The organism is Streptomyces sp. NPDC045431 (genome assembly GCF_040646655.1).
Classification (GTDB): Bacteria; Actinomycetota; Actinomycetes; order Streptomycetales; family Streptomycetaceae; genus Streptomyces.
Genome location: NZ_JBEZAQ010000014.1, coordinates 90,354 through 107,940 on the forward strand (window position 1 = coordinate 90,354; position 17,587 = coordinate 107,940).

Annotated in this window: 18 protein-coding genes; 8 read left to right on the forward strand and 10 right to left on the reverse strand. The window is 72.8% G+C overall.

Annotation, left to right across the window (positions count from 1 at the left end; translation table 11 throughout):
- Positions 1 to 43: 43 nt before the first annotated feature.
- From AB0A69_RS24950 to AB0A69_RS24960, 3 genes are all read right to left on the reverse strand, one after another.
- Positions 44 to 2,449 (reverse strand): dolichyl-phosphate beta-glucosyltransferase, encoded by a 2,406-nt coding sequence (locus tag AB0A69_RS24950; protein ID WP_361426079.1) that lies wholly within the window; start codon positions 2,447 to 2,449, stop codon positions 44 to 46.
- Positions 2,446 to 3,204, reverse strand: a complete 759-nt coding sequence (locus AB0A69_RS24955) for a GntR family transcriptional regulator (protein WP_361426082.1) — start codon at positions 3,202 to 3,204, stop codon at positions 2,446 to 2,448. The genes AB0A69_RS24950 and AB0A69_RS24955 overlap by 4 nt, the downstream gene beginning before the upstream one ends.
- Before the next feature lie 66 nt (positions 3,205 to 3,270).
- The gene (locus tag AB0A69_RS24960) at positions 3,271 to 4,653 is read right to left on the reverse strand and encodes an aspartate aminotransferase family protein (RefSeq protein WP_361426085.1); all 1,383 of its coding nucleotides are present in this window, start codon (positions 4,651 to 4,653) and stop codon (positions 3,271 to 3,273) included.
- Between the two features lie 96 nt (positions 4,654 to 4,749).
- Between AB0A69_RS24960 and AB0A69_RS24965 the strand changes: the two genes are divergently transcribed.
- The 4 genes from AB0A69_RS24965 (at position 4,750) to AB0A69_RS24980 (ending at position 7,522) form a co-directional block, all read left to right on the forward strand.
- Positions 4,750 to 5,355, forward strand: coding sequence for a hypothetical protein (locus tag AB0A69_RS24965; RefSeq protein WP_361426088.1), 606 nt, complete (start codon positions 4,750 to 4,752; stop codon positions 5,353 to 5,355).
- Between the two features lie 77 nt (positions 5,356 to 5,432).
- Positions 5,433 to 6,086 carry a type 1 glutamine amidotransferase family protein gene (locus AB0A69_RS24970; protein ID WP_361426091.1) on the forward strand — a complete coding sequence of 218 codons (654 nt, stop codon included), beginning with the start codon at positions 5,433 to 5,435 and terminating at the stop codon, positions 6,084 to 6,086.
- On the forward strand, positions 6,083 to 6,565 hold the full coding sequence (locus tag AB0A69_RS24975) for a MarR family winged helix-turn-helix transcriptional regulator (RefSeq protein ID WP_361426094.1): 483 nt from the start codon (positions 6,083 to 6,085) through the stop codon (positions 6,563 to 6,565). Before AB0A69_RS24970 ends, AB0A69_RS24975 begins: the two co-directional genes overlap by 4 nt.
- 153 nt (positions 6,566 to 6,718) lie before the next feature.
- The gene (locus AB0A69_RS24980) at positions 6,719 to 7,522 is read left to right on the forward strand and encodes a putative protein N(5)-glutamine methyltransferase (RefSeq protein WP_361426097.1); all 804 of its coding nucleotides are present in this window, start codon (positions 6,719 to 6,721) and stop codon (positions 7,520 to 7,522) included.
- A 45-nt stretch (positions 7,523 to 7,567) separates the two neighbouring features.
- Here the strand turns inward: AB0A69_RS24980 and AB0A69_RS24985 are convergent, their stop codons facing one another.
- On the reverse strand, positions 7,568 to 8,857 hold the full coding sequence (locus tag AB0A69_RS24985; RefSeq protein WP_361426100.1) for a hypothetical protein: 1,290 nt from the start codon (positions 8,855 to 8,857) through the stop codon (positions 7,568 to 7,570).
- 196 nt (positions 8,858 to 9,053) lie between these two features.
- Between AB0A69_RS24985 and AB0A69_RS24990 the strand changes: the two genes are divergently transcribed.
- Entirely contained in the window at positions 9,054 to 9,494 is a 441-nt protein-coding gene (locus tag AB0A69_RS24990) for an SRPBCC family protein (protein ID WP_361426103.1), read from the forward strand.
- 73 nt (positions 9,495 to 9,567) lie between these two features.
- Here AB0A69_RS24990 and AB0A69_RS24995 read toward each other — a convergent pair whose 3' ends face one another.
- A complete protein-coding gene (locus AB0A69_RS24995) occupies positions 9,568 to 10,233 on the reverse strand; it encodes a DUF1326 domain-containing protein (RefSeq protein ID WP_361426106.1) in 666 nt (221 codons plus the stop codon).
- Positions 10,234 to 10,349: 116 nt separating this feature from the next.
- On the opposite strand from AB0A69_RS24995, the gene AB0A69_RS25000 reads away from it, so the two are divergent.
- Entirely contained in the window at positions 10,350 to 11,150 is an 801-nt protein-coding gene (locus tag AB0A69_RS25000; protein ID WP_361426351.1) for a DUF2182 domain-containing protein, read from the forward strand.
- Between the two features lie 37 nt (positions 11,151 to 11,187).
- Here AB0A69_RS25000 and AB0A69_RS25005 read toward each other — a convergent pair whose 3' ends face one another.
- The 3 genes from AB0A69_RS25005 to AB0A69_RS25015 are packed head-to-tail and all read right to left on the reverse strand — an operon-like array spanning position 11,188 to position 12,823.
- On the reverse strand, positions 11,188 to 11,331 hold the full coding sequence (locus AB0A69_RS25005; protein WP_361426109.1) for a hypothetical protein: 144 nt from the start codon (positions 11,329 to 11,331) through the stop codon (positions 11,188 to 11,190).
- A 50-nt stretch (positions 11,332 to 11,381) separates the two neighbouring features.
- A complete protein-coding gene (locus AB0A69_RS25010; protein WP_361426112.1) occupies positions 11,382 to 12,305 on the reverse strand; it encodes an RNA polymerase sigma-70 factor in 924 nt (307 codons plus the stop codon).
- 44 nt (positions 12,306 to 12,349) lie between these two features.
- Complete coding sequence (locus AB0A69_RS25015) at positions 12,350 to 12,823, reverse strand: carboxymuconolactone decarboxylase family protein (protein WP_361426115.1); 474 nt, start codon at positions 12,821 to 12,823, stop codon at positions 12,350 to 12,352.
- A gap of 220 nt (positions 12,824 to 13,043) precedes the next feature.
- Between AB0A69_RS25015 and AB0A69_RS25020 the strand changes: the two genes are divergently transcribed.
- Positions 13,044 to 14,912: a serine/threonine-protein kinase gene (locus tag AB0A69_RS25020; RefSeq protein ID WP_361426118.1), complete on the forward strand. Its 1,869-nt coding sequence runs from the start codon at positions 13,044 to 13,046 to the stop codon at positions 14,910 to 14,912.
- 95 nt (positions 14,913 to 15,007) lie between these two features.
- Here AB0A69_RS25020 and AB0A69_RS25025 read toward each other — a convergent pair whose 3' ends face one another.
- Positions 15,008 to 16,291 carry an adenylosuccinate synthase gene (locus AB0A69_RS25025; protein ID WP_361426121.1) on the reverse strand — a complete coding sequence of 428 codons (1,284 nt, stop codon included), beginning with the start codon at positions 16,289 to 16,291 and terminating at the stop codon, positions 15,008 to 15,010.
- Positions 16,292 to 16,435: 144 nt separating this feature from the next.
- Between AB0A69_RS25025 and AB0A69_RS25030 the strand changes: the two genes are divergently transcribed.
- A complete protein-coding gene (locus tag AB0A69_RS25030; protein ID WP_361426124.1) occupies positions 16,436 to 17,296 on the forward strand; it encodes a diacylglycerol kinase in 861 nt (286 codons plus the stop codon).
- A 14-nt stretch (positions 17,297 to 17,310) separates the two neighbouring features.
- Here AB0A69_RS25030 and AB0A69_RS25035 read toward each other — a convergent pair whose 3' ends face one another.
- The gene (locus AB0A69_RS25035; RefSeq protein WP_361426127.1) at positions 17,311 to 17,562 is read right to left on the reverse strand and encodes a hypothetical protein; all 252 of its coding nucleotides are present in this window, start codon (positions 17,560 to 17,562) and stop codon (positions 17,311 to 17,313) included.
- Positions 17,563 to 17,587 lie beyond the last annotated feature (25 nt).

Sequence of the window (17,587 nt, forward strand, 5' to 3'; positions counted from 1 at the left end):
CAGTTCGGGACAGCCAAGGAAGCCTAGTTGGAGTTGAGGAGCTTCAGTGCAGGTCCCATACCCACGCACCGGCGATCCGCTCACCAGGTCGCCCCAGAAGCTTGGACACGGTCTCGTAAAGGGGCCCCTCGTTGTACTGCGACGGAAGAACGACCACCCCCGCCCGCCAGTACGCCAGGTCCGCCCGGGCCTGCTCCTGCCAGCGCGGGCCGATCGCCGGGACGCGGCCGCTCCAGCGCACCTCCCGCAGGAGGTTGGAGGTGTGGCGCGGCACGGCGCCGTAGATCCCGATCCGTTCGGGCCCGTACGGGCCGTTGAAGTACCCGCCGGGCACCGGGAAGCCGAAGCCGGTCTGCGCCTGCCAGTGCAGGGCGTCCGCGCTGCCCGGGTCCGGCAGGGGCACCGGCACGATCGACTCGCCGGGCCCCAGGTACTGCCGCCAGGCGCCGTACGCGAGGAAGCCGGGGACCGGGGCCCGTTCGCGCACCGGGTACGGCGTCGGGAGGATCGGCAGCAGCGCGAGCGCCACCGCCGCGAGGCCCGCGATCCGGTACGTACGGGTGCGGGAGGCCGCGAGGCGGTCCACGGCGAGGGCCACCAGCATGCCGAGCACCGGTGCGCAGATCATGGCCACGCGCGACTCGATGACCGACTCGAAGAGCGGCTTCTCGGCGAGAAGTCGCCACGGTCCGGGGACGACGACGTCCGTGTACGGGATGCGGACGCGCGGCCCGAGCGACAGCAGCGCCGCGCACACCGCCGTGGCCGTCAGCGCCTTCACCAGGGGCCGGCGCCACAGGCGTACGGCGATGGCGAAGGCGAGGGCGGTGAGCGGCCAGCCGTAGAAGGCGTTCTGCTCGGTGCGGTTCATGGCGAGCCGGTCCGCCGTGGCCTCGTCCCCGGCGAGCGACCGGCCGGCGAACTCCAGGAAGGCGAGCGGGCCGTTGCCGGCGTTCGGGCCGTGCAGGACGCTGTGGTAGCTCTGCGGGCCGAAGAACTGCCAGTACAGGGGGAAGGCCACCAGCGGCAGGCAGACCGCCAGGGCCACGCCCAGGCCCTTCAGCAGGGGCCGCCACGCCGCCCGGGCCACCTCGCGGCGCGCGAGCGCGTACGAGAGGGCGAAGAGCAGCATGCCGACGGCGGCGAGCAGCAGCGGCTCCTCGCCGAGGAAGATCTGGTACGTCGCGAAGAGCCCGAGCAGCACCCCGTCGCGGACGACCGCCCGCCCTTCGCACAGGCGCAGGGCCCGGTCGATCAGGACCGGCATCATGAAGAGGAGCAGGAAGTTGGGGTGGGCGTTGCCGTGGGAGATCATCGGCGGCGCGAAGGCGGCGAGGGCGGCGCCGGTCGCGGCGGCCCACCGGTTGCGTACGACCCTCCGCGCGAGCAGCCAGTACCAGGAGCAGGCCGTGGCGGCCAGGCCGCCGGTGAGGACGAGGGCCCAGGTGACGGTCGGGCCGAGGGTGAGCGTGACGGGGGTCAGGGGCACGGACAGGCCGAGCATGACCGTGTTGGCCATCAGGTTCACGCCGTCCGGATGGTTCTGGACGGTGGTGAAGAGCGGGTTGCGCAGATGGACGACGTTGTCGGCGGTGACCGCGAAGAACCACTCCCACTGGTTCTGGTCCTGGCCCGCGTCGGCCAGGTAGGCGCGGTCCAGGTCCGCCCACAGGCCCCGGTAGAGGAGGACGGAGGCGAGGACGAAGAGGCCGGCCACGGCCAGGTCCGTCCGCCGGACGGAGCGGGCGCGCAGCGTCACGAGTTCGGCCAGCACGCGCGCGTAGTCCAGGGGCGCCACCTTGGAGCCCGCCTGGTGGGACCAGCGCACCGGCACCTCCGTCACCGGCCAGCCGGCCTGCCGGAAGAAGCGCAGGATCTCGACGTCGATCCCCCACCCGTCCAGCCGGGAGTCGGCGAAGGCCGCGCGTGCCTTGTCGCCGTCGAAGAGCTTGAAGCCGCACTGGGTGTCGCGTACGCCGGGTACGGCCACGGCCCGTATGAACCGGTTTCCGATCCGCCCGAGCCACTCGCGCAGGCGGTGCTGGTGGACCTCTATGCGGGAGTCGGGGTGCGCGCGTGAGCCGATGGCGGCGTCCGCGCCCTCCGCGGTGAGTTCCTTGTCGAGCCGGTCCAGCTCCTCGATGGGCGTGGCCAGGTCGGCGTCGGTGACGAGCACGCGGCGCCCGTAGGAGGCGAGGACGCCGCGCCGCAGGGCGTGGCCCTTGCCGCGGTTGCCGAGGCCGGTGATGACGTGGACGCGCGGCTCCTCGGCGGCGAAGTCCCGGGCCACGCGCGCGGTGGCGTCGGTCGAGCCGTCGTCGACGACGATGACCTCCCAGTCGCCCCAGCGGCCGGGGTCGGCGGTCAGGTGGGCGCGGATGGCGTCGAGGGTGGGACGCAGGCGGGCTTCTTCGTTGTACGCCGGGACGACGACGCTGAGGTCGGTCACGGGCGCGTACCACCCGGGCCGTCGACGTGCTCCCGGCGCTCCGGGCGCTCCGGTCCGTCCAGGCGCTCGGGGCGCTCCAGGCCCTCCAGGCCCTCCAGGTGGTCGGCCCAGGCGAGGGCGTGCGCGTTGTAGGCGTCGATCACGGCCATGACGGCGTCCGGGTCGCCGAGCGTCACCGCGTTCACCAGCTCCTCGTGGCCGCTCCACAGCCAGTCGCAGGCGCGCCGGTCGGCGCGCAGGTGGGGCACGGTGAACACCCAGGCCTGGACGCGCAGCCGGTGCAGGAAGTCGCCGATGTAACGGTTGGCCACGAAGCCGCTGAGCTCGCGCCAGAAGCGCAGGTCGTAGCCGATGAGGATGTCCAGGTCCCCGGCGCGCGCCGCCCGCGCGGCCTCCTCGGCGCGCCGGCGCACGGACACCAGCGGCGCGCCCTGCACGGCGTGCACATGGACGGTGAGCCGCTTGAAGACGCCGTCCACGATGAGCGCGCGCGCCTCGACCATGCCCCGGTAGTCGTCGACCGAGAACTGGTGCACGCGGAAGCCCTTGTGCTGGTCGGAGTCGAGGAGGCCCTGGGCGGCCAGGTCGACGAGCGCTTCGCGGACGGGTGTCGCGGACACCCCGTACTGCTCGGCGATCTGCTTGACCGTGAACTCCTGCCCGGGCTGCAGACGCCCCGCGAGCACCTCGTCACGCAGCGCGTCCGCGATCTGCTGGCGCAGGGTGTTGCGGGTCACACCTCCGCTCGCGGGCATGGTTCTGGCCCCCTCCGTCCGGTTCCGGACACCTTAAGCCAGCCGGAGGGGGCGCGTTCCAGATCGTTACGGTGCGTGCTCGGTGTACTCGTCCGCCACCGCGAGCGCCGCGTCGAGGGCGGCGAGGCCCTCCTTGGCCTCCGCCTCGGTGAGGGTGCAGGCGGGAACGGCGTGGGTGCGGTTCATGTTGATGAAGGGCCACAGGCCGTGCTTCTTGGCGGCGGCGCCGAAGGCGGCCATGGGCGCGTTGGCCTCGCCGGTCGCGTTGTACGGGACGAGCGGTTCGCGCGTCTCCTTGTTGCGGACGAGGTCGAGCGCCCAGAAGACGCCGAGGCCGCGCACCTCGCCGACGGAGGGGTGGCGCTCGGCGAGCTCGCGCAGGCCGGGGCCGAGGACGTTCTCGCCGAGGTGGGCGGCGTTCTCGACGACCTTCTCGTCGGCCATGACCTGGAGGGTGGCGACGGCGGCCGCGCACGCGAGCGGGTGGCCGGAGTAGGTGAGGCCGCCGGGGTAGGGCCGCTTGTCGAAGGTGGCGGCGATCTCGGCGGAGATGGCGACGCCGCCGAGCGGCACGTACCCGGAGTTGACGCCCTTGGCGAAGGTCAGCAGGTCCGGTACGACGTCGAAGTGGTCGGCCGCGAACCACTCGCCGGTGCGGCCGAAGCCGGCCATGACCTCGTCGAGGATGAAGACGATGCCGTACCGGTCGCAGATCTCGCGGACGCCGGCGAGGTAGCCGGGCGGCGGGACCATGATCCCGGCGGTGCCGGGGACGGTCTCCAGGATGATCGCGGCGATGCTGGTCGGCCCCTCGAAGGCGATGGTGTCCTCCAGGTGCTGGAGGGCGCGCTCGCACTCCTGCTGCTCGGTCTCGGCGTAGAACGGCGAGCGGTAGAGGAACGGCGCCCAGAAGCGCACCACACCGGCGGTGGCGGTGTCGGAGGCCCAGCGGCGGGGGTCGCCGGTGAGGTTGATCGCGGTGGAGGTGGCGCCGTGGTACGAGCGGTAGGCGCTCATGATCTTGGGGCGCCCGGTGTGCAGCCGGGCCATGCGGGCGGCGTTCTCGACGGCCTCGGCGCCGCCGTTGGTGAAGAAGATCTTGTCGAGGTCGCCCGGCGTGCGCTCGGCGATGAGGCGTGCGGCCTCGGAGCGTACGTCGATGGCGAAGGCGGGCGCGAAGGTCGTCATCTTCGCGGCCTGCTCCTGGATGGCCGCGACGACCTTGGGGTGCTGGTAGCCGATGTTGGTGTAGACGAGACCGCTGGTGAAGTCGAGGTAGCGGTTGCCGTCGTAGTCCCAGAAGTACGCCCCCTCGGCGCCGGCGACGGCGAGCGGGTCGATCAGGCCCTGGGCGGACCAGGAGTGGAAGACGTGCGCGCGGTCGGCGGCTTTGACGGCGGCGCCGGCCTGCGGATCGGCGTGGGCGGCGGGATCGGCATGAGGGGTCATGCGGCCCAGGGTAAAGATGTGCTGGTGGGAGTTGGTATGGCCATCTTGTATGGCGGAAGGCGCGGGGGTCGGCAAGGTGTCGGGGGTGGCGGCGGAGTGAGGGGTGCCGAGGGGGTCGTCGAACGGGTCGACGCCCTGCTGAGGGGCGGTTACATCGGCCGGGAGAAGGCGGCGGAGGTGGTGGCGGCCGAGCCGCGTGCGGCGTCTCGGGAGGTGCTGGAGTGGCTGCGGACGCTGGCGGGGGCCGGGGCCTGGGCGCGTTTCGGCAGGTTCGCGCTGCTGGCGGCGGAGCTGCACCCGGAGGGCCTGGCGGAGGTCGTGGTGCCGGTGATCGCGTCGGGCGCGGCTGGTGGGGCAGGTGGCGCTAATAGAGCTGAGGGGGCTGGTGGGGCCGAGGGCGTCCTTGAGGATCTGGTCGACCTCGCGGGTGAGATCGGGGCCGTGGAGGCCGTCCCGGCGCTGGCGGCGCTGATCGACGGGCGGCGGGAGTCGGGCGCGGACGCGCCGTACTTCGCGCTGAGCCTGAAGTGCGTCCACGCGCTCGGGGGCATCGGCACCGCCGAGGCGCAGGCGGTGCTGCGCACGGTGGCCACAGGCGACCATCCCGGTGTGCTGCGGTGGAACGCGGCGGTGGAGCTCGGCATCGAGGACGAGTTGGGCTACGACGAGGACGAGATGCTCGGGCCCGCGGAAAGTCATTGACAGCATTCTGTCGAGATGACAGCATGCAGTCATAGACCGCACGAGTGTGCGACGTGTGCGACGCACGGGAGGCCACCATGACCGGCACCACCGCGCCCGAGACTTCGACCGAGACTTCGACCGAGACCTTGTCCAAGATCCCGACCAGGACCGTTCACCTCGCCGTCTACGACACCTTCGCCGACTGGGAGACCGGTCATGCCACCGCCTGGCTGGCGCGCAGCGGCTTCGACGTCCGCACGGTCGGCCCCACCACCGACCCCGTGACCACCATCGGCGGTCTGCGCATCACGCCGGACCTGGCCCTGGCGGAGCTGCGGCCCGAGGACAGCGCGTTGCTCATCCTCACGGGCGCCGACCTGTGGGACACCTCCGACGACCTGGCGCCGTTCGCGGCGAAGGCGCGCGCGTTCCTGGACGCGGGCGTGCCGGTGGCCGCGATATGCGGGGCGACCGCCGGGCTGGCCCGCGAGGGGCTGCTCGACGGGCGCCGCCACACGAGCGCGGCCCCCTTCTACCTCGCTGCGACCGGCTACAAGGGAGGCGAGGAGTACGTCGAGGCGGACGCCGTCACCGACGGGGACCTGATCACGGCCGGGCCCACGGAGCCGGTGGCGTTCGCGCGGGAGGTGCTCGGCAGGATGGGCGCGTTCGGGGGCGCGAAGCTCGACGCCTGGTACCGGCTGTTCCACGACTCGGACCCCGCCGCCTACGAGGAGCTGAACGCGTGACCCCGGTCGAACGGCACCTCCAGGAGCTCCTCAGCCGCACCGCGCTCGGGGTCTTCCGGCTGAACGGCCAGCTGCTCGCCGTCTCGGAGAAGCTGGCCCGTCCCGCCGGGCTCACCGCCGCGTGGTGGCAGGTCCTCGGAGCCGTCCTGCGGGAGCCGCTGCCCGTCTCCGGGATCGCCCGCGCCATGGGCATCACGCGCCAGAGCGTCCAGCGGATCGCCGACCTGCTGGTCGCGGAGGGCCTCGCCGAGTACCAGCCGAACCCGGCGCACCGGCGTGCGAAGCTCCTCGCCCCCACGGAGCTGGGCCGGGAGTCCGTCGCCCGCATAAACCCGGGCCACGCGGACCTGGCGGCCCGCCTCGCCGCCGAGCTGGGCGAGGAGGCGTTCGACGAGACCGCGCGGGCGCTGGAGCGGCTGTCCCGGGCGCTCGACAGGGTGGCGGACGAGCCGGCGCCGGGCGGCCCGTCCACCGCGTGAACGCTTGTGTAGGGTGGGGGAATTCGTCAGCAGGACGATCGAGGAACCAAGGAGGTGAGACCCGTTAACGCCACGTCAGACCGGGTGCTCTCCTCTCACGGCTCGTAGGGACACAGTCCGCGAGAGCGCCCACGGCTCTCGAAAGGCTTCCCCATGGCCGTACACCCCATAGACCCCGCCCACACGGACGCCGCCCCCGACACCGTCGTCTCCGCCCTCCGGGCCGCGGGGTGCGTCTTCGCGGAGGACGAGGCGGAGTTGCTCCGCTCCGCCGCGCGCACGCCGCAGGAGCTCGACGCGATGGTCGAGCGGCGGATCGCCGGACACCCGCTGGAACACGTCCTCGGCTGGGCCGAGTTCCGTGGCGTGCGGTTCGCCGTGGACGAGGGGGTGTTCGTGCCGCGCCGCCGCACCGAGTTCCTCGTCGAACGGGCCGAGGCGCTCGCGCCGCCCGGCGCGGTGGTCGTCGACCTGTGCTGCGGCTCCGGCGCGCTGGGCGCGGCGCTCGTCGCGGCGCTCGACGGCGCGGAGTTGCACGCCGCCGACATCGACCCCGCCGCCGTGCGGTGCGCGCGCCGCAACGTCGCCGCGGCCGGGGGCCGGGTCTACGAGGGAGACCTGTACGCGCCGCTGCCGCGCGCGCTGCGGGGCCGGATCGACGTCCTGCTCGCCAACGTCCCGTACGTCCCCACCGAGGAGGTCGCGTTCCTGCCCGCCGAGGCGCGGGTCCATGAGGCGCGGGTCGCGCTCGACGGCGGCGCGGACGGGCTGGACGTGCTGCGGCGCGTGACCGCCGAGGCGACGGCCTGGCTGGCCCCGGGCGGCTGCCTGCTGTTCGAGACCAGCGAGCGGCAGGCCGACACGGCCGCCGGGATCGTCGCCGCCGACGGGCTCACGCCCCAGGTGGCCACCTGCGAGGACCGGTACGCCACGGTGGTCATGGGCACCCGGGCCTGACACCCCGGCCCCGCGGGGCCGGGGTGGCCGGGGTGGCCGGGCCGCCTACAGCTTCATGCCGTACACGTAACGGGTGTTGTAGACGCTCAGGTCCTCGCCGGCCTCCTGGTCGCCCTTCGCGTACTCGCACAGCGTCCAGAGCACGTCGTCGCGCGCGTCGTAGCTCACGTCCTCGATGCCCGGCGGGAACTCCCACGTCCGGGGTCGGGCCCGCCACCGGTGCAGCTGTCCGTTGCCCTTGGCGGAGTGGCTCGTGGTCACGTAGTACGTGCCGTTCACGGACACCGCGCCCTGCACCGTCTTGGGGCCGGTGTACACCAGCGGGACACTCGACGTGTGCCGGGCCGGCAGCCCGGTCGACGGGTCCAGGTCGAACCGCGCGATGCGCGGCCTCGGCCGGCTCCCGCCCCCGCGGTACTCGCTCACCACCAGCCGGTGCGTGGAGCCGGACCGGTCCAGGGCGACCTGGGAGTAGGTGAAGGCGTCCCCGTCCTCCTGGCCCACGTCTTGGTCCACGTCCTGGTACGCGGCCACCTGCGGGATGACGTAGGCGTAGCCGTCGGCGCTGTAGCGGCCGTCCTCGAAGCCGAAGCGGCCCTGGCTCGCGGCGTCGGTGCGGACCCCGAAGATGTTGTCCACGTCGAAGACGCGCAATCCGCGCCGGCCCTGCGCGCTCTCGGCGACGTACAGCAGATTGCGGTACCAGGCCACGGCGCCCGCGTGCGTGTGGATGGGGCGGAAGCTGGGGTTCGGGCCCTTCTCGCCGTCGAGCACCGGTTCCGCGAGCAGCACATGCCGGTACCCGGCCTCGCCGGAGGAGGCGATCTCGACGACGCTCAGGCGTGTGCCTTCGGGGCGTGCCGCCTTGTGGGCGTCCCACGAGACGATCAGGACCCTGCGGGCGGGACGCCCGCCCACGGCGTCGTAGTTGGTGGTGATGCCCTGCGGCCGCCAGTTCGGGGTGAGGAAGTCGTCGGGATGCCACTGGAACCCGTGCGCGAGCCGGGGGATGCGCCTCGCCGGAGGCCGCAGCGCCGCGGTCGGGTAGGAGACGCGGGTGATCCGCCTCCCGGTCCGCTCCGGCGGTGAGTCCAGCAGCGTGGCGAGCGGGACCCGCCAGAGCCCCTGCCGCCGGCCCAGCTCTCCGGCGGCGCGCTCGTTCAGCTGCCGGATCACCTCGGCGTACGTCGGGCCGCCCTCCGGCCCGGTGACCCGCTCGACCTTCTGCCGGCCCGCCGCCGCCAACGCCGTCTCGGGAACGAGCAGCCCGCCCGCCGCTGCCGCGAGCGGGGCGGCGGCCAGGCCGCGGAGTAACGTCCTGCGTGTTGTGTCCATGGCCTGGGACGGTAGGCGTCCCAGGCGCCCTGTGGGCCCGGACCTCGTGTCCCGGACATGTCCCGGACAGCCGCGATGAGCTGCTGCGCAGCAGCACCGGATGCGCCGTCGCGCCCAGTGCCTGGAGCACCTTCTTGGAGTGGGCCGAGTGCCGAGTAGGGTTGTCCGTAGGACAAACCACCCGAAAGGGGGCGACATGTCCTCGATCAAGGAAAGTGTCGAGATCGCCCGTCGTCCCGAGGACGTCTTCGCCTACCTGACCGACCCCACTCATCTGCCCGAATGGCAGGAGAGCGCCGTCGCGGCCACCCCGGTCGGCGACGCCCCCGTGGGCGTGGGGTCGCGGGTCATGGTGACCCGGCAGGTCGGTCGTCGGCGGATGCCGATGACCATGGAGATGAGCGAGTTCGACCCGCCGAGGAGCTTCCGCATGGACGGCGTCGACGGCCCGGTCCGTGGTCATGTGAAGGGCACGGTCGAGCCGGTGGGCGACGGGGAGCGGTCGCGCGTGACGCTCGACCTGGACTTCGAGTCGCACGGGATGGGCAAGGTGCTCGTGCCCCTCGTCATACGCCCTCGCGCGAAGAAGGAGATGCCGAAGAACGAGCAGCACCTCAAGGAGCTGCTGGAACGGTAGGCAGGCCAGGCAGGCCGCAGCACCACCGGTACGGGGCCCGGGCGCGCATCGCACGGGCTCCGCGTCCGTTCGCTCAACTCCGGTCGTCGGGGCCCGACCAGTCGAAGGTGATGTGCTTGCTGGACCGGCCGGCCTCGTGGCTCCACCGGAAGCCGTACGCGTCCGCCCGGTCGGCGGTCGAGCGGCCCCAGGTGGCGAGCTGCCCCGGCCCGGTCTCGCAGCCCGGCAGGTTCGTGACCTGGACGCGCGCGCCCTCCGGGGTCGTGGGGCCGGTGAGCGCCTCGGCGCGGGCCTCGACGCGGCCGGGGATGGCGGCGCTCCAGGACGCCAGGTCGTCCTCGATCGAGAACTCGATGGGGGCGAACTCCATGCCCCGCATCTCCAGGGCGGCGCCGCTGACGAAGACGGCGGGCCAGCCGCCGGCCTGACCGCCGAAGACCATCTCGAGGGCGTCGCGCTGCGCCGCGTCGGCCCGTTCGTCGACGAAGAAGGCGGCGTAGGCGTCGGAGTGCTCGGCCCAGGCGTTTCCGGTGAAGGACGCGAGGACCAGGACGTTGAGGTCGTCGATCACCACGTCCCCGTAGGTGCCCTCGCGGACGTGCCAGACCATGATCCCCTCGCACTCGCCGGTTGTGGGCGGCTGCGCGAAGGAGCAGGGGCACGGGATGCTGCATTTGCAGGTGTCGAACCAGTCCCCGGCGACGTGCCAGCGCGGGACGGCTGTGTCGGTCTCGGCCATCTTCGGACCTCCTCGCTGTGCGCGCGCCGCCGCTTCTTCCAGGGTGCACCCTGGAAGGGACCGCCGTGGAGGGCGCCGTGAACCACTCCAGGACCCTTGCGCGCCACCACCGCCGCATGGCCGCCGAGCCTCCACTGCGGCGGGGGAACCTCCTGCCGCCGCGGGCGCTCGCGATCGCCTGGTCGCTGCTGGTGCTGATCGCGGTCCTGGCATGGGTGCTCACCGTGGGGCAGGCCCGTCACATGGGGGTCGAGCCCGGGACGATGGGGATGGCCCTCCCCCTGTTCCTGCTGCTGTGGCTGCTGATGATGGCCGCCATGATGCTGCCCTCGGTCGCGCCGGTGGCGGTCACCTGGGCGCGGGGCATCGGCCGGCAGTCGACGGGCGTGACGCGGGCGGCCCGGACGGCCGCCTTCGTGGCGGGTTACCTGCTGGTGTGGACGGCCTTCGGGCTCCTCGCGTACGGGGCCCTGGCCGCGACCGGGGAGCTGGTGCGCGACCACCCGGGCGCGGGGCGCTGGATCGCCTTCACGGCGTTCCTGCTGGCCGGGCTCCAGCAGCTCGGGCCGCTGAAGAACGTCTGCCTGCGGCACTGCCGGAGCCCGATGGGCCAGCTGATGCGGTACGCGCAGTTCCGGCGCGGGGCGCGGGACCTCCGGGTGGGGGCGCACCACGGGCTGTACTGCGTCGGCTGCTGCTGGGGGCTGATGGTGATCCTCGTACCGCTCGGGGTCATGAACATCGCGGCGATGGCGGGGGTCGCGGCCGTGATCTTCATCGAGAAGCTGTGGCGGCTGGGGCCGTGGTTCTCGACGGCGGTCGGGGTGGTGTTCCTGGTGCTGGCCGGGCTGGCGCCGTTCCAGGACGGGCTGCTGCCGGGACTCCAGGCGCCCGAGGAGCCGATGCACATGCACTGACCCCGGTGCCGGGCCGGGTCGGCTCGGCGCGCTGGGTTCACTCGGCGTACTGGCCGAGGTCGCTGGCCTGGAGTGCGGCCTTGTCGTTGAAGCCGATGACGTAGCCGTCGATGTCCCGGATGTAGGTCGCGAGCCCGGCAAGATCGGCAAGATCGGCAAGACACCCCCTAGGTCGGACCATGTCCTGCATGGGGGGCGGCCGCCCACCGGCAGCCGCCCCTCTGGCACACGTCACTTCTTCCGCCGCCGCGCCTCCCTCGCCTCGCGCTCGACGGCCCAGGCGTCGCCCACCGGACCGAGGTGGCGGAGCTTGTCGGGGTTGAGGACCGCGCGGATGGCCTGGATCCGCCCGTCGAGCACGTCGAGGGTCCAGATGTTGAGAACCCCGCCGTCGCGGTCGCGGAAGACCGCCCCCGGCTGGCCGTTCACCTCCTGCGGCTCGAACGTCACGTCGACCAGGGCCATCTGCGGATAGACGGAGACGAGCAGCCGGGCCACGTTCTCGGCGCCCACGATGGCCCTGGCCAGCTGCGGGGCCTTGCCGCCGCCGTCCCCGACCAACTGGACGTCGGCGGCCAGCAGATCCCGCAGCCCGCCCATGTCGCCGTCCTTCAGCGCGTCGAAGAACCGCGCCGCCAGCTCCTGCCGCTCCTGCCGGTCCGCCGCGAACCGGGGCCGCCCCTCCCGCATGTGCCGCCGCGCCCGTACGAGCAGCTGCCGGCAGGCGGCCTCCGAACGGCCCACCGCCGCGGCGACCTCGTCGAACCCGAAGGCGAACACCTCACGCAGCAGGAACACCGACCGCTCCAGCGGGCTGAGCCGCTCCAGGAGCAGCAGCGACGCCATCGACACCGAGTCCGACAGTTCCGCCGCACGTTCCGGGTCCTCGTACGGGTCGTTGAGCAACGGTTCGGGGAACCACGGCCCGACGTACTCCTCCCGCCGCACCCGGGCGGAGCGGAGCACGTCGATCGCGATCCGCGTCACCGTGGCGGACAGGAACGACTTGACCGACGCGGGCCGCGTCGCCGAGGCGTCGTACCGCAGCCACGTCTCCTGCACGGCGTCCTCGGCCTCGCTCACGCTGCCCAGGATCCGGTACGCGATCGAGAACAGCAGCGGCCGCAGCTCCTCGAACTCCTCGACCTTGCTCACACCGATTCCCCCTCGATCCCCTGCGTCAACGGCCCGTTTCGGGGTCAGTGGAACTGCCCGGCCACGTAGTCCCCGGCCGGCTGCCGGTTGATGATGTTCAGCCGGTTCGCCGTGTTCATGAAGGACACCAGCAGCACCAGCGCGGCGAGCTGCTCCTCGTCGTAGTGCTTGGCGGCCCGCGCCCACACCTCGTCGTCGACCCCGCCGGCCCCGTCCGCGACCCGGGTCCCCCGCTCCGCCAGCTCCAGGGCGGCGCGCTCGGCCTCGGTGTAGACCGTGGCCTCCCGCCACGCCGCCACCAGGGCCAGCCGTACCGGGGTCTCACCGGCCGCGGCGGCGTCCTTGGTGTGCATGTCGACGCACAGGGCGCAGCCGTTGATCTGGCTCACGCGCAGCGCCACCAGCTCCTGCGTCGCGGACGGCAGCGGCGACTCCTTGAGCGCCCTGCCCGCCGATATGAAGTGCTTGAGGACCTTGCCGGCGGTCGGGCTGGCGAAGTAGTCCAGTCGCGCGTTCATCGTGTGCTCCTCATGTCGTGCCGGGCTCGTGGGGTGAGCGGTGTCCGGTGCCTACGCCCACGAGACGAGGCAGCCCGAGGCCCTGTGACACGACGGCACGTGTGACCCGCGTCTCGTCTCCCCTCGGCCACCCTCGGCCCCCCCTCCGCTCCCCTCCGCTCCCCTCCGGGTCCCGGACGCCCGGCCCCCTCCCGTACGGCCTCTGGCATGCTCTGGTCCCGTGAAGCCTCTGACTGGTGACGACCCCGTCCAGATCGGCCCGTTCCGCCTGCTCGGCAGGCTCGGGTCCGGTGGCATGGGGCGCGTCTACCTCGCCCGGTCGGCCGGCGGGCGCACCGTCGCCGTCAAGGTCGTGCACGCCGAGCTGGCGGCGCAGGACGAGTTCCGGCGCCGCTTCGCGCGCGAGGTCGCCGCGCTGGAGCGGGTCGGCGGGGCCGGCACCGCGCCCGTGCTCGGCGCGGACACCGGGGCCGAGGCGCCCTGGGTGGCAATCGGGTACGTCGCCGGGCCGTCCCTGCGTACGGTGGTCGGCGACGAGTACGGGCCGCTGCCCCCGGAGTCCGTACGCTCGCTGGCCGCCGGGCTGGCCCGGGCCCTGGAGCACGTCCACGCCGCCGGGCTGGTCCACCGGGACCTGAAGCCCGCCAACATCCTGCTCACGGTCGACGGGCCCCGCATCATCGACTTCGGCATCGCGCGCGCCGTCGACACCGTCACGGACGGCGGCCTCACCGGCACCGGCGCGGTCGTCGGGTCGCCGGGCTACATGTCGCCCGAGCAGGTGCGCGGCGACCGGCTCACCGCCGCCTCCGACATCTTCTGCCTCGGCTCGGTCCTGGCGTACGCGGCGACCGGCCGTGCGCCCTTCGGCACGGCCGACAGCGGCGTCCACGCCATGATGTTCCGCATCGCGCACGACGAGCCCGACCTCGCCGGGCTGCCCGCCGAGCTCGACGAGCTCGTACGCGGCTGTCTGGCCAAGGACCCGGCGGACCGGCCGACCGCCGCGTGGCTGGCGGCGCACGTCGAGACCGCCGAGCCGTGGCTGCCGGCCGGGCTGCTGGCCCAGCTCGGCCGCCTCGCCGCCCGGCTGCTGGACGAGGACGGGGAACCGACACCGGCGACCCCCACGCCGCTCAGGCCCCGCAGGACCCGCCGCGCGCTCCTCATCGGCGCCGTCGCGCTCACCGCCCTCACCGGCGTCACCCTCACCGCCCTCACCCTCTCCGGCTCGAACCCGCTCTCCTGGATACGCCCGACGCCGACTCCCCCGCCGGGCGGGTACGAGATCCCCAACGCCGTCCCCGCCGCCTTCCGCGGCGCCTGGGAGGGCGTCATCAAGGGCACGCGGGAAGCCCCGTACGAGACCGCCCGCATCGAGATCGGCACCGGCGTGCCGGGCCAGAAGGCGGGGACGTACGTCCAGGTCACCGGGGAGCGGCTGTGCATGGGCCGCTCCACGCTCGTCTCGGCGGCCGAGAACGAGGTGGTCTTCGGCGAGAGCGACGTGACGACGAGCGTGCCCGCCAAGGAGTGCACTCCGGCCGCCCACCAGACGCTCACGCTCACCTCCCCGGACGTCCTGCGCTGGACGTCGGGCGCGGTGACGGCCACCTTCCGGAAGGTGCAGGCGGGGCCGGAGATCGTGCCGACCCCGTTGCTCGGCACGTGGGAGCAGGCGCCGCACCCGGAGATCCCGGAGGCGGAGCGCGACCTCTACACCTCCGAGATCACCGTCAGCCAGGGCCCGATCGGCGCGCAGCTCGTCCATTTCCAGAACAGCTTCCCGAAGACGGACGACGAGACGGGCGAGCCGACGGGGGGCACGCTCAACTGCGGCGGCACGGCCGTCGTCGGCGGTGCGGGGGGCCTGCTCGTCCTCGGCCCGCCGACGCCGGACACGGGCTCCGACGCGGGCTGCGAGGACTACGGGATCGGCTCGTCGCAGAACCTGCGCGTCAAGCGCGTCGACGGCAGGGACACGCTGCTGGTGTACGGCATGAGCGCGGACGGGGAGCCCGGCGAGTACCTCAGGAAGGGGCCGTCGGAGCCCGGGCTGCCGGTCGTGTCGCCACGCCCGTCGGGCTGAACGCGGACGGGGAGCCCGGTCCGTACGTGGTGACGTACCGACCCGGCTCCCCGTCCAGCGGTCCTGCGGTCCTGCGGTCCAGCGGTCCAGCGGTTTTACAGGAAGGAGTTGATCTCGATCGTCTCGGTGCGGCCGGGGCCGACACCGATGGCGGAGATCGGCGCGCCGGACATCTCCTCCAGCGCCTTCACGTACGCCTGCGCGTTCTTCGGCAGGTCGGAGAAGGTCTTCGCCTTGCTGATGTCCTCGGACCAGCCGGGCAGGTACTCGTAGACCGGCTTCGCGTGGTGGAAGTCCGTCTGCGAGTACGGCAGCTCCTCGACGCGCTTGCCGTCGATCTCGTACGCCACGCAGACCGGGATCTGCTCCCAGCCCGTCAGCACGTCGAGCTTGGTGAGGAAGAAGTCGGTCAGGCCGTTGACGCGGGTGGCGTACCGGGCGATGACCGCGTCGAACCAGCCGCAGCGGCGGTCACGGCCGGTGGTCACGCCGCGCTCGCCGCCGATGCGGCGCAGCGCCTCGCCGTCCTCGTCGAAGAGCTCCGTCGGGAACGGGCCGGCGCCGACACGGGTCGTGTAGGCCTTGAGGATGCCGATGACGCGGCTGATCTTCGTCGGGCCGACACCCGCACCGGTGCAGGCGCCGCCGGCGGTCGGGTTGCTGGAGGTGACGAAGGGGTACGTGCCGTGGTCGACGTCGAGCAGCGTGCCCTGGCCGCCCTCGAAGAGGACGACCTTGCCCTCGTCGATGGCGTTGTTCAGGATCAGCGTGGTGTCGGCGACGAACGGCTTGATCTGCTCCGCGTAGCCGAGCATCTCCTCGACGATCTTGTCGGCCTCGATCGCGCGGCGGTTGAAGACCTTGGCGAGCAGCTGGTTCTTGTTCTCCAGCGCCGCCTCGACCTTCTGCGTCAGGATCGACTCGTCGTAGAGGTCCTGGACGCGGATGCCGACGCGGTTGATCTTGTCGGCGTACGTCGGGCCGATGCCGCGGCCGGTGGTGCCGATCTTCCGCTTGCCGAGGAACCGTTCCGTCACCTTGTCGAGGGTGACGTTGTACGGGGTGATCAGGTGGGCGTTTCCGCTGATCAGGAGCTTGGAGGTGTCGACGCCGCGCTCGTTCAGCCCACTCAGCTCGGAGAGCAGGACCGCCGGGTCGACGACGACGCCGTTTCCGATGACCGGGGTGCATCCCGGGGAGAGGATTCCGGACGGCAGAAGATGCAGCGCGTACTTCTGGTCGCCGACGACGACCGTATGGCCGGCGTTGTTGCCACCCTGGTAGCGCACCACATAGTCAACCGATCCACCGAGCAGGTCGGTGGCCTTTCCCTTGCCCTCGTCACCCCACTGAGCACCGAGCAGCACAAGTGCGGGCACAGGCGTACACCCCTTCCGGGCGGGGCATGTCCAAGGTCAGGAGGCGTGAACGCCGCCTGTTGGTGTGCCCCGGAATAGACGAAGCCCCTGGCGCAATAGCGCAAGGGGCTCTTGCACAAAGAGACTACCCGAGGAAGGACCGAGGTGTCGGCTCACGACCAGCTCCTGGTGGTCATCGACCCGGTCGCCCGCCGAAGTGACGGCGAGTCCGTACGGATCGCGAAAGATGTGCTGCACGCGGGCGCAGAAGCGAAAATCTGCCTTCCGGACGGGCCCGAGGAATTCGCCCGAGCCCTGGCCCGGCGCGGCGCGCGCCGCCCGGTGGTGGTCGGGGACGACCGGGCGCTGCTGCGGGCGGTGGCTCATTTGCACCGGGGCCGCGAGCTGGACGGGGAGGCCCTGTCGGTGATCCCGGTGGGGCCGCGCGGGACGGTGGAGCTGGCCGGGGCGCTCGGCGTGCCGCTGAGCACGGTGGCGGCGGCGCGGGCGGTGCTGGACGGGGCGGCGCGGCGGCTGGACCTGCTGGTCGACGACAGCGACGGCGTGGTGGTGCGGGGCCTGCGGATCCCGGCGGGGCCCGCGGGTTCAGCGGGGCCCGCCGGGCCCTCCGGACTGTCGGTGGTCGAACCGCCGTCGGTGTGGGACGCGTGCCGGTCGCTGGTGCGGACGCTGGTCCGCCCGGCGCCCTCGGGGTACTCCGAGCCGCTGGGCATACGCCCGGGCCCGGTGACGCGGACGTACCGGCTCCGGGTGGAGGCCGACGGGCGGCTCCTGTGCGGTCCGGACGACCCGGTCGAGGGCGTGACGGTGCTGTCCCGGGACGGGGTCGCCGAGGTGGTCGTACGCCCCCGGGCGGCGGAGCCGGTCCGGGCGGAGGCGGCCGCGGTCACCGTCTCGGGCGCGTCGTTCCGCTACCGCGCGGACGCGCTGGTCACCGGCCCGGTGTGGACGCGTACGTGGACGCTGCGCCCGTCGGCGTGGTCGCTGATGCTGCCGGCGGCGTAACGCTCAGCGGCCGGTCAGAGCGCGTCGAGCGGGCCCGTCATCGGGTGGGGCGTCGTGTCGTCGTCCTCGTCGTCGTCCGGCGAGCCGGGGAACATCAGCCACGCGCTGCCGGATATCAGGCCCAGGGAGGTCAGGCCGAGGGCGAACTTCAGCAGGCGCATGCCGCCCGTCCAGTCGTGGGGCGGCCCGAAGACGACCCAGAAGCCGAGGGCTGTTCCGGCGAGCAGGACGAGGACAGCGGCGGTACGGCGCAGGGCAGTTGACATCCGTCCATGATTTCACCCCCGCGGA

What these genes read in the sequence shown, in the direction of transcription:
- AB0A69_RS24955 (WP_361426082.1), bottom strand. Translation starts at nt 3,204, where the DNA reads ATGCCCGCGAGCGGAGGTGTGACCCGCAACACCCTGCGCCAGCAGATC.
- AB0A69_RS24960 (WP_361426085.1), bottom strand. Translation starts at nt 4,653, where the DNA reads ATGACCCCTCATGCCGATCCCGCCGCCCACGCCGATCCGCAGGCCGGC.
- AB0A69_RS24970 (WP_361426091.1), top strand. Translation starts at nt 5,433, where the DNA reads ATGACCGGCACCACCGCGCCCGAGACTTCGACCGAGACTTCGACCGAG.
- AB0A69_RS24980 (WP_361426097.1), top strand. Translation starts at nt 6,719, where the DNA reads ATGGCCGTACACCCCATAGACCCCGCCCACACGGACGCCGCCCCCGAC.
- AB0A69_RS24985 (WP_361426100.1), bottom strand. Translation starts at nt 8,857, where the DNA reads ATGGACACAACACGCAGGACGTTACTCCGCGGCCTGGCCGCCGCCCCG.
- AB0A69_RS24990 (WP_361426103.1), top strand. Translation starts at nt 9,054, where the DNA reads ATGTCCTCGATCAAGGAAAGTGTCGAGATCGCCCGTCGTCCCGAGGAC.
- AB0A69_RS24995 (WP_361426106.1), bottom strand. Translation starts at nt 10,233, where the DNA reads ATGGCCGAGACCGACACAGCCGTCCCGCGCTGGCACGTCGCCGGGGAC.
- AB0A69_RS25000 (WP_361426351.1), top strand. Translation starts at nt 10,350, where the DNA reads ATGGCCGCCGAGCCTCCACTGCGGCGGGGGAACCTCCTGCCGCCGCGG.
- AB0A69_RS25005 (WP_361426109.1), bottom strand. Translation starts at nt 11,331, where the DNA reads ATGGTCCGACCTAGGGGGTGTCTTGCCGATCTTGCCGATCTTGCCGGG.
- AB0A69_RS25015 (WP_361426115.1), bottom strand. Translation starts at nt 12,823, where the DNA reads ATGAACGCGCGACTGGACTACTTCGCCAGCCCGACCGCCGGCAAGGTC.
- AB0A69_RS25035 (WP_361426127.1), bottom strand. Translation starts at nt 17,562, where the DNA reads ATGTCAACTGCCCTGCGCCGTACCGCCGCTGTCCTCGTCCTGCTCGCC.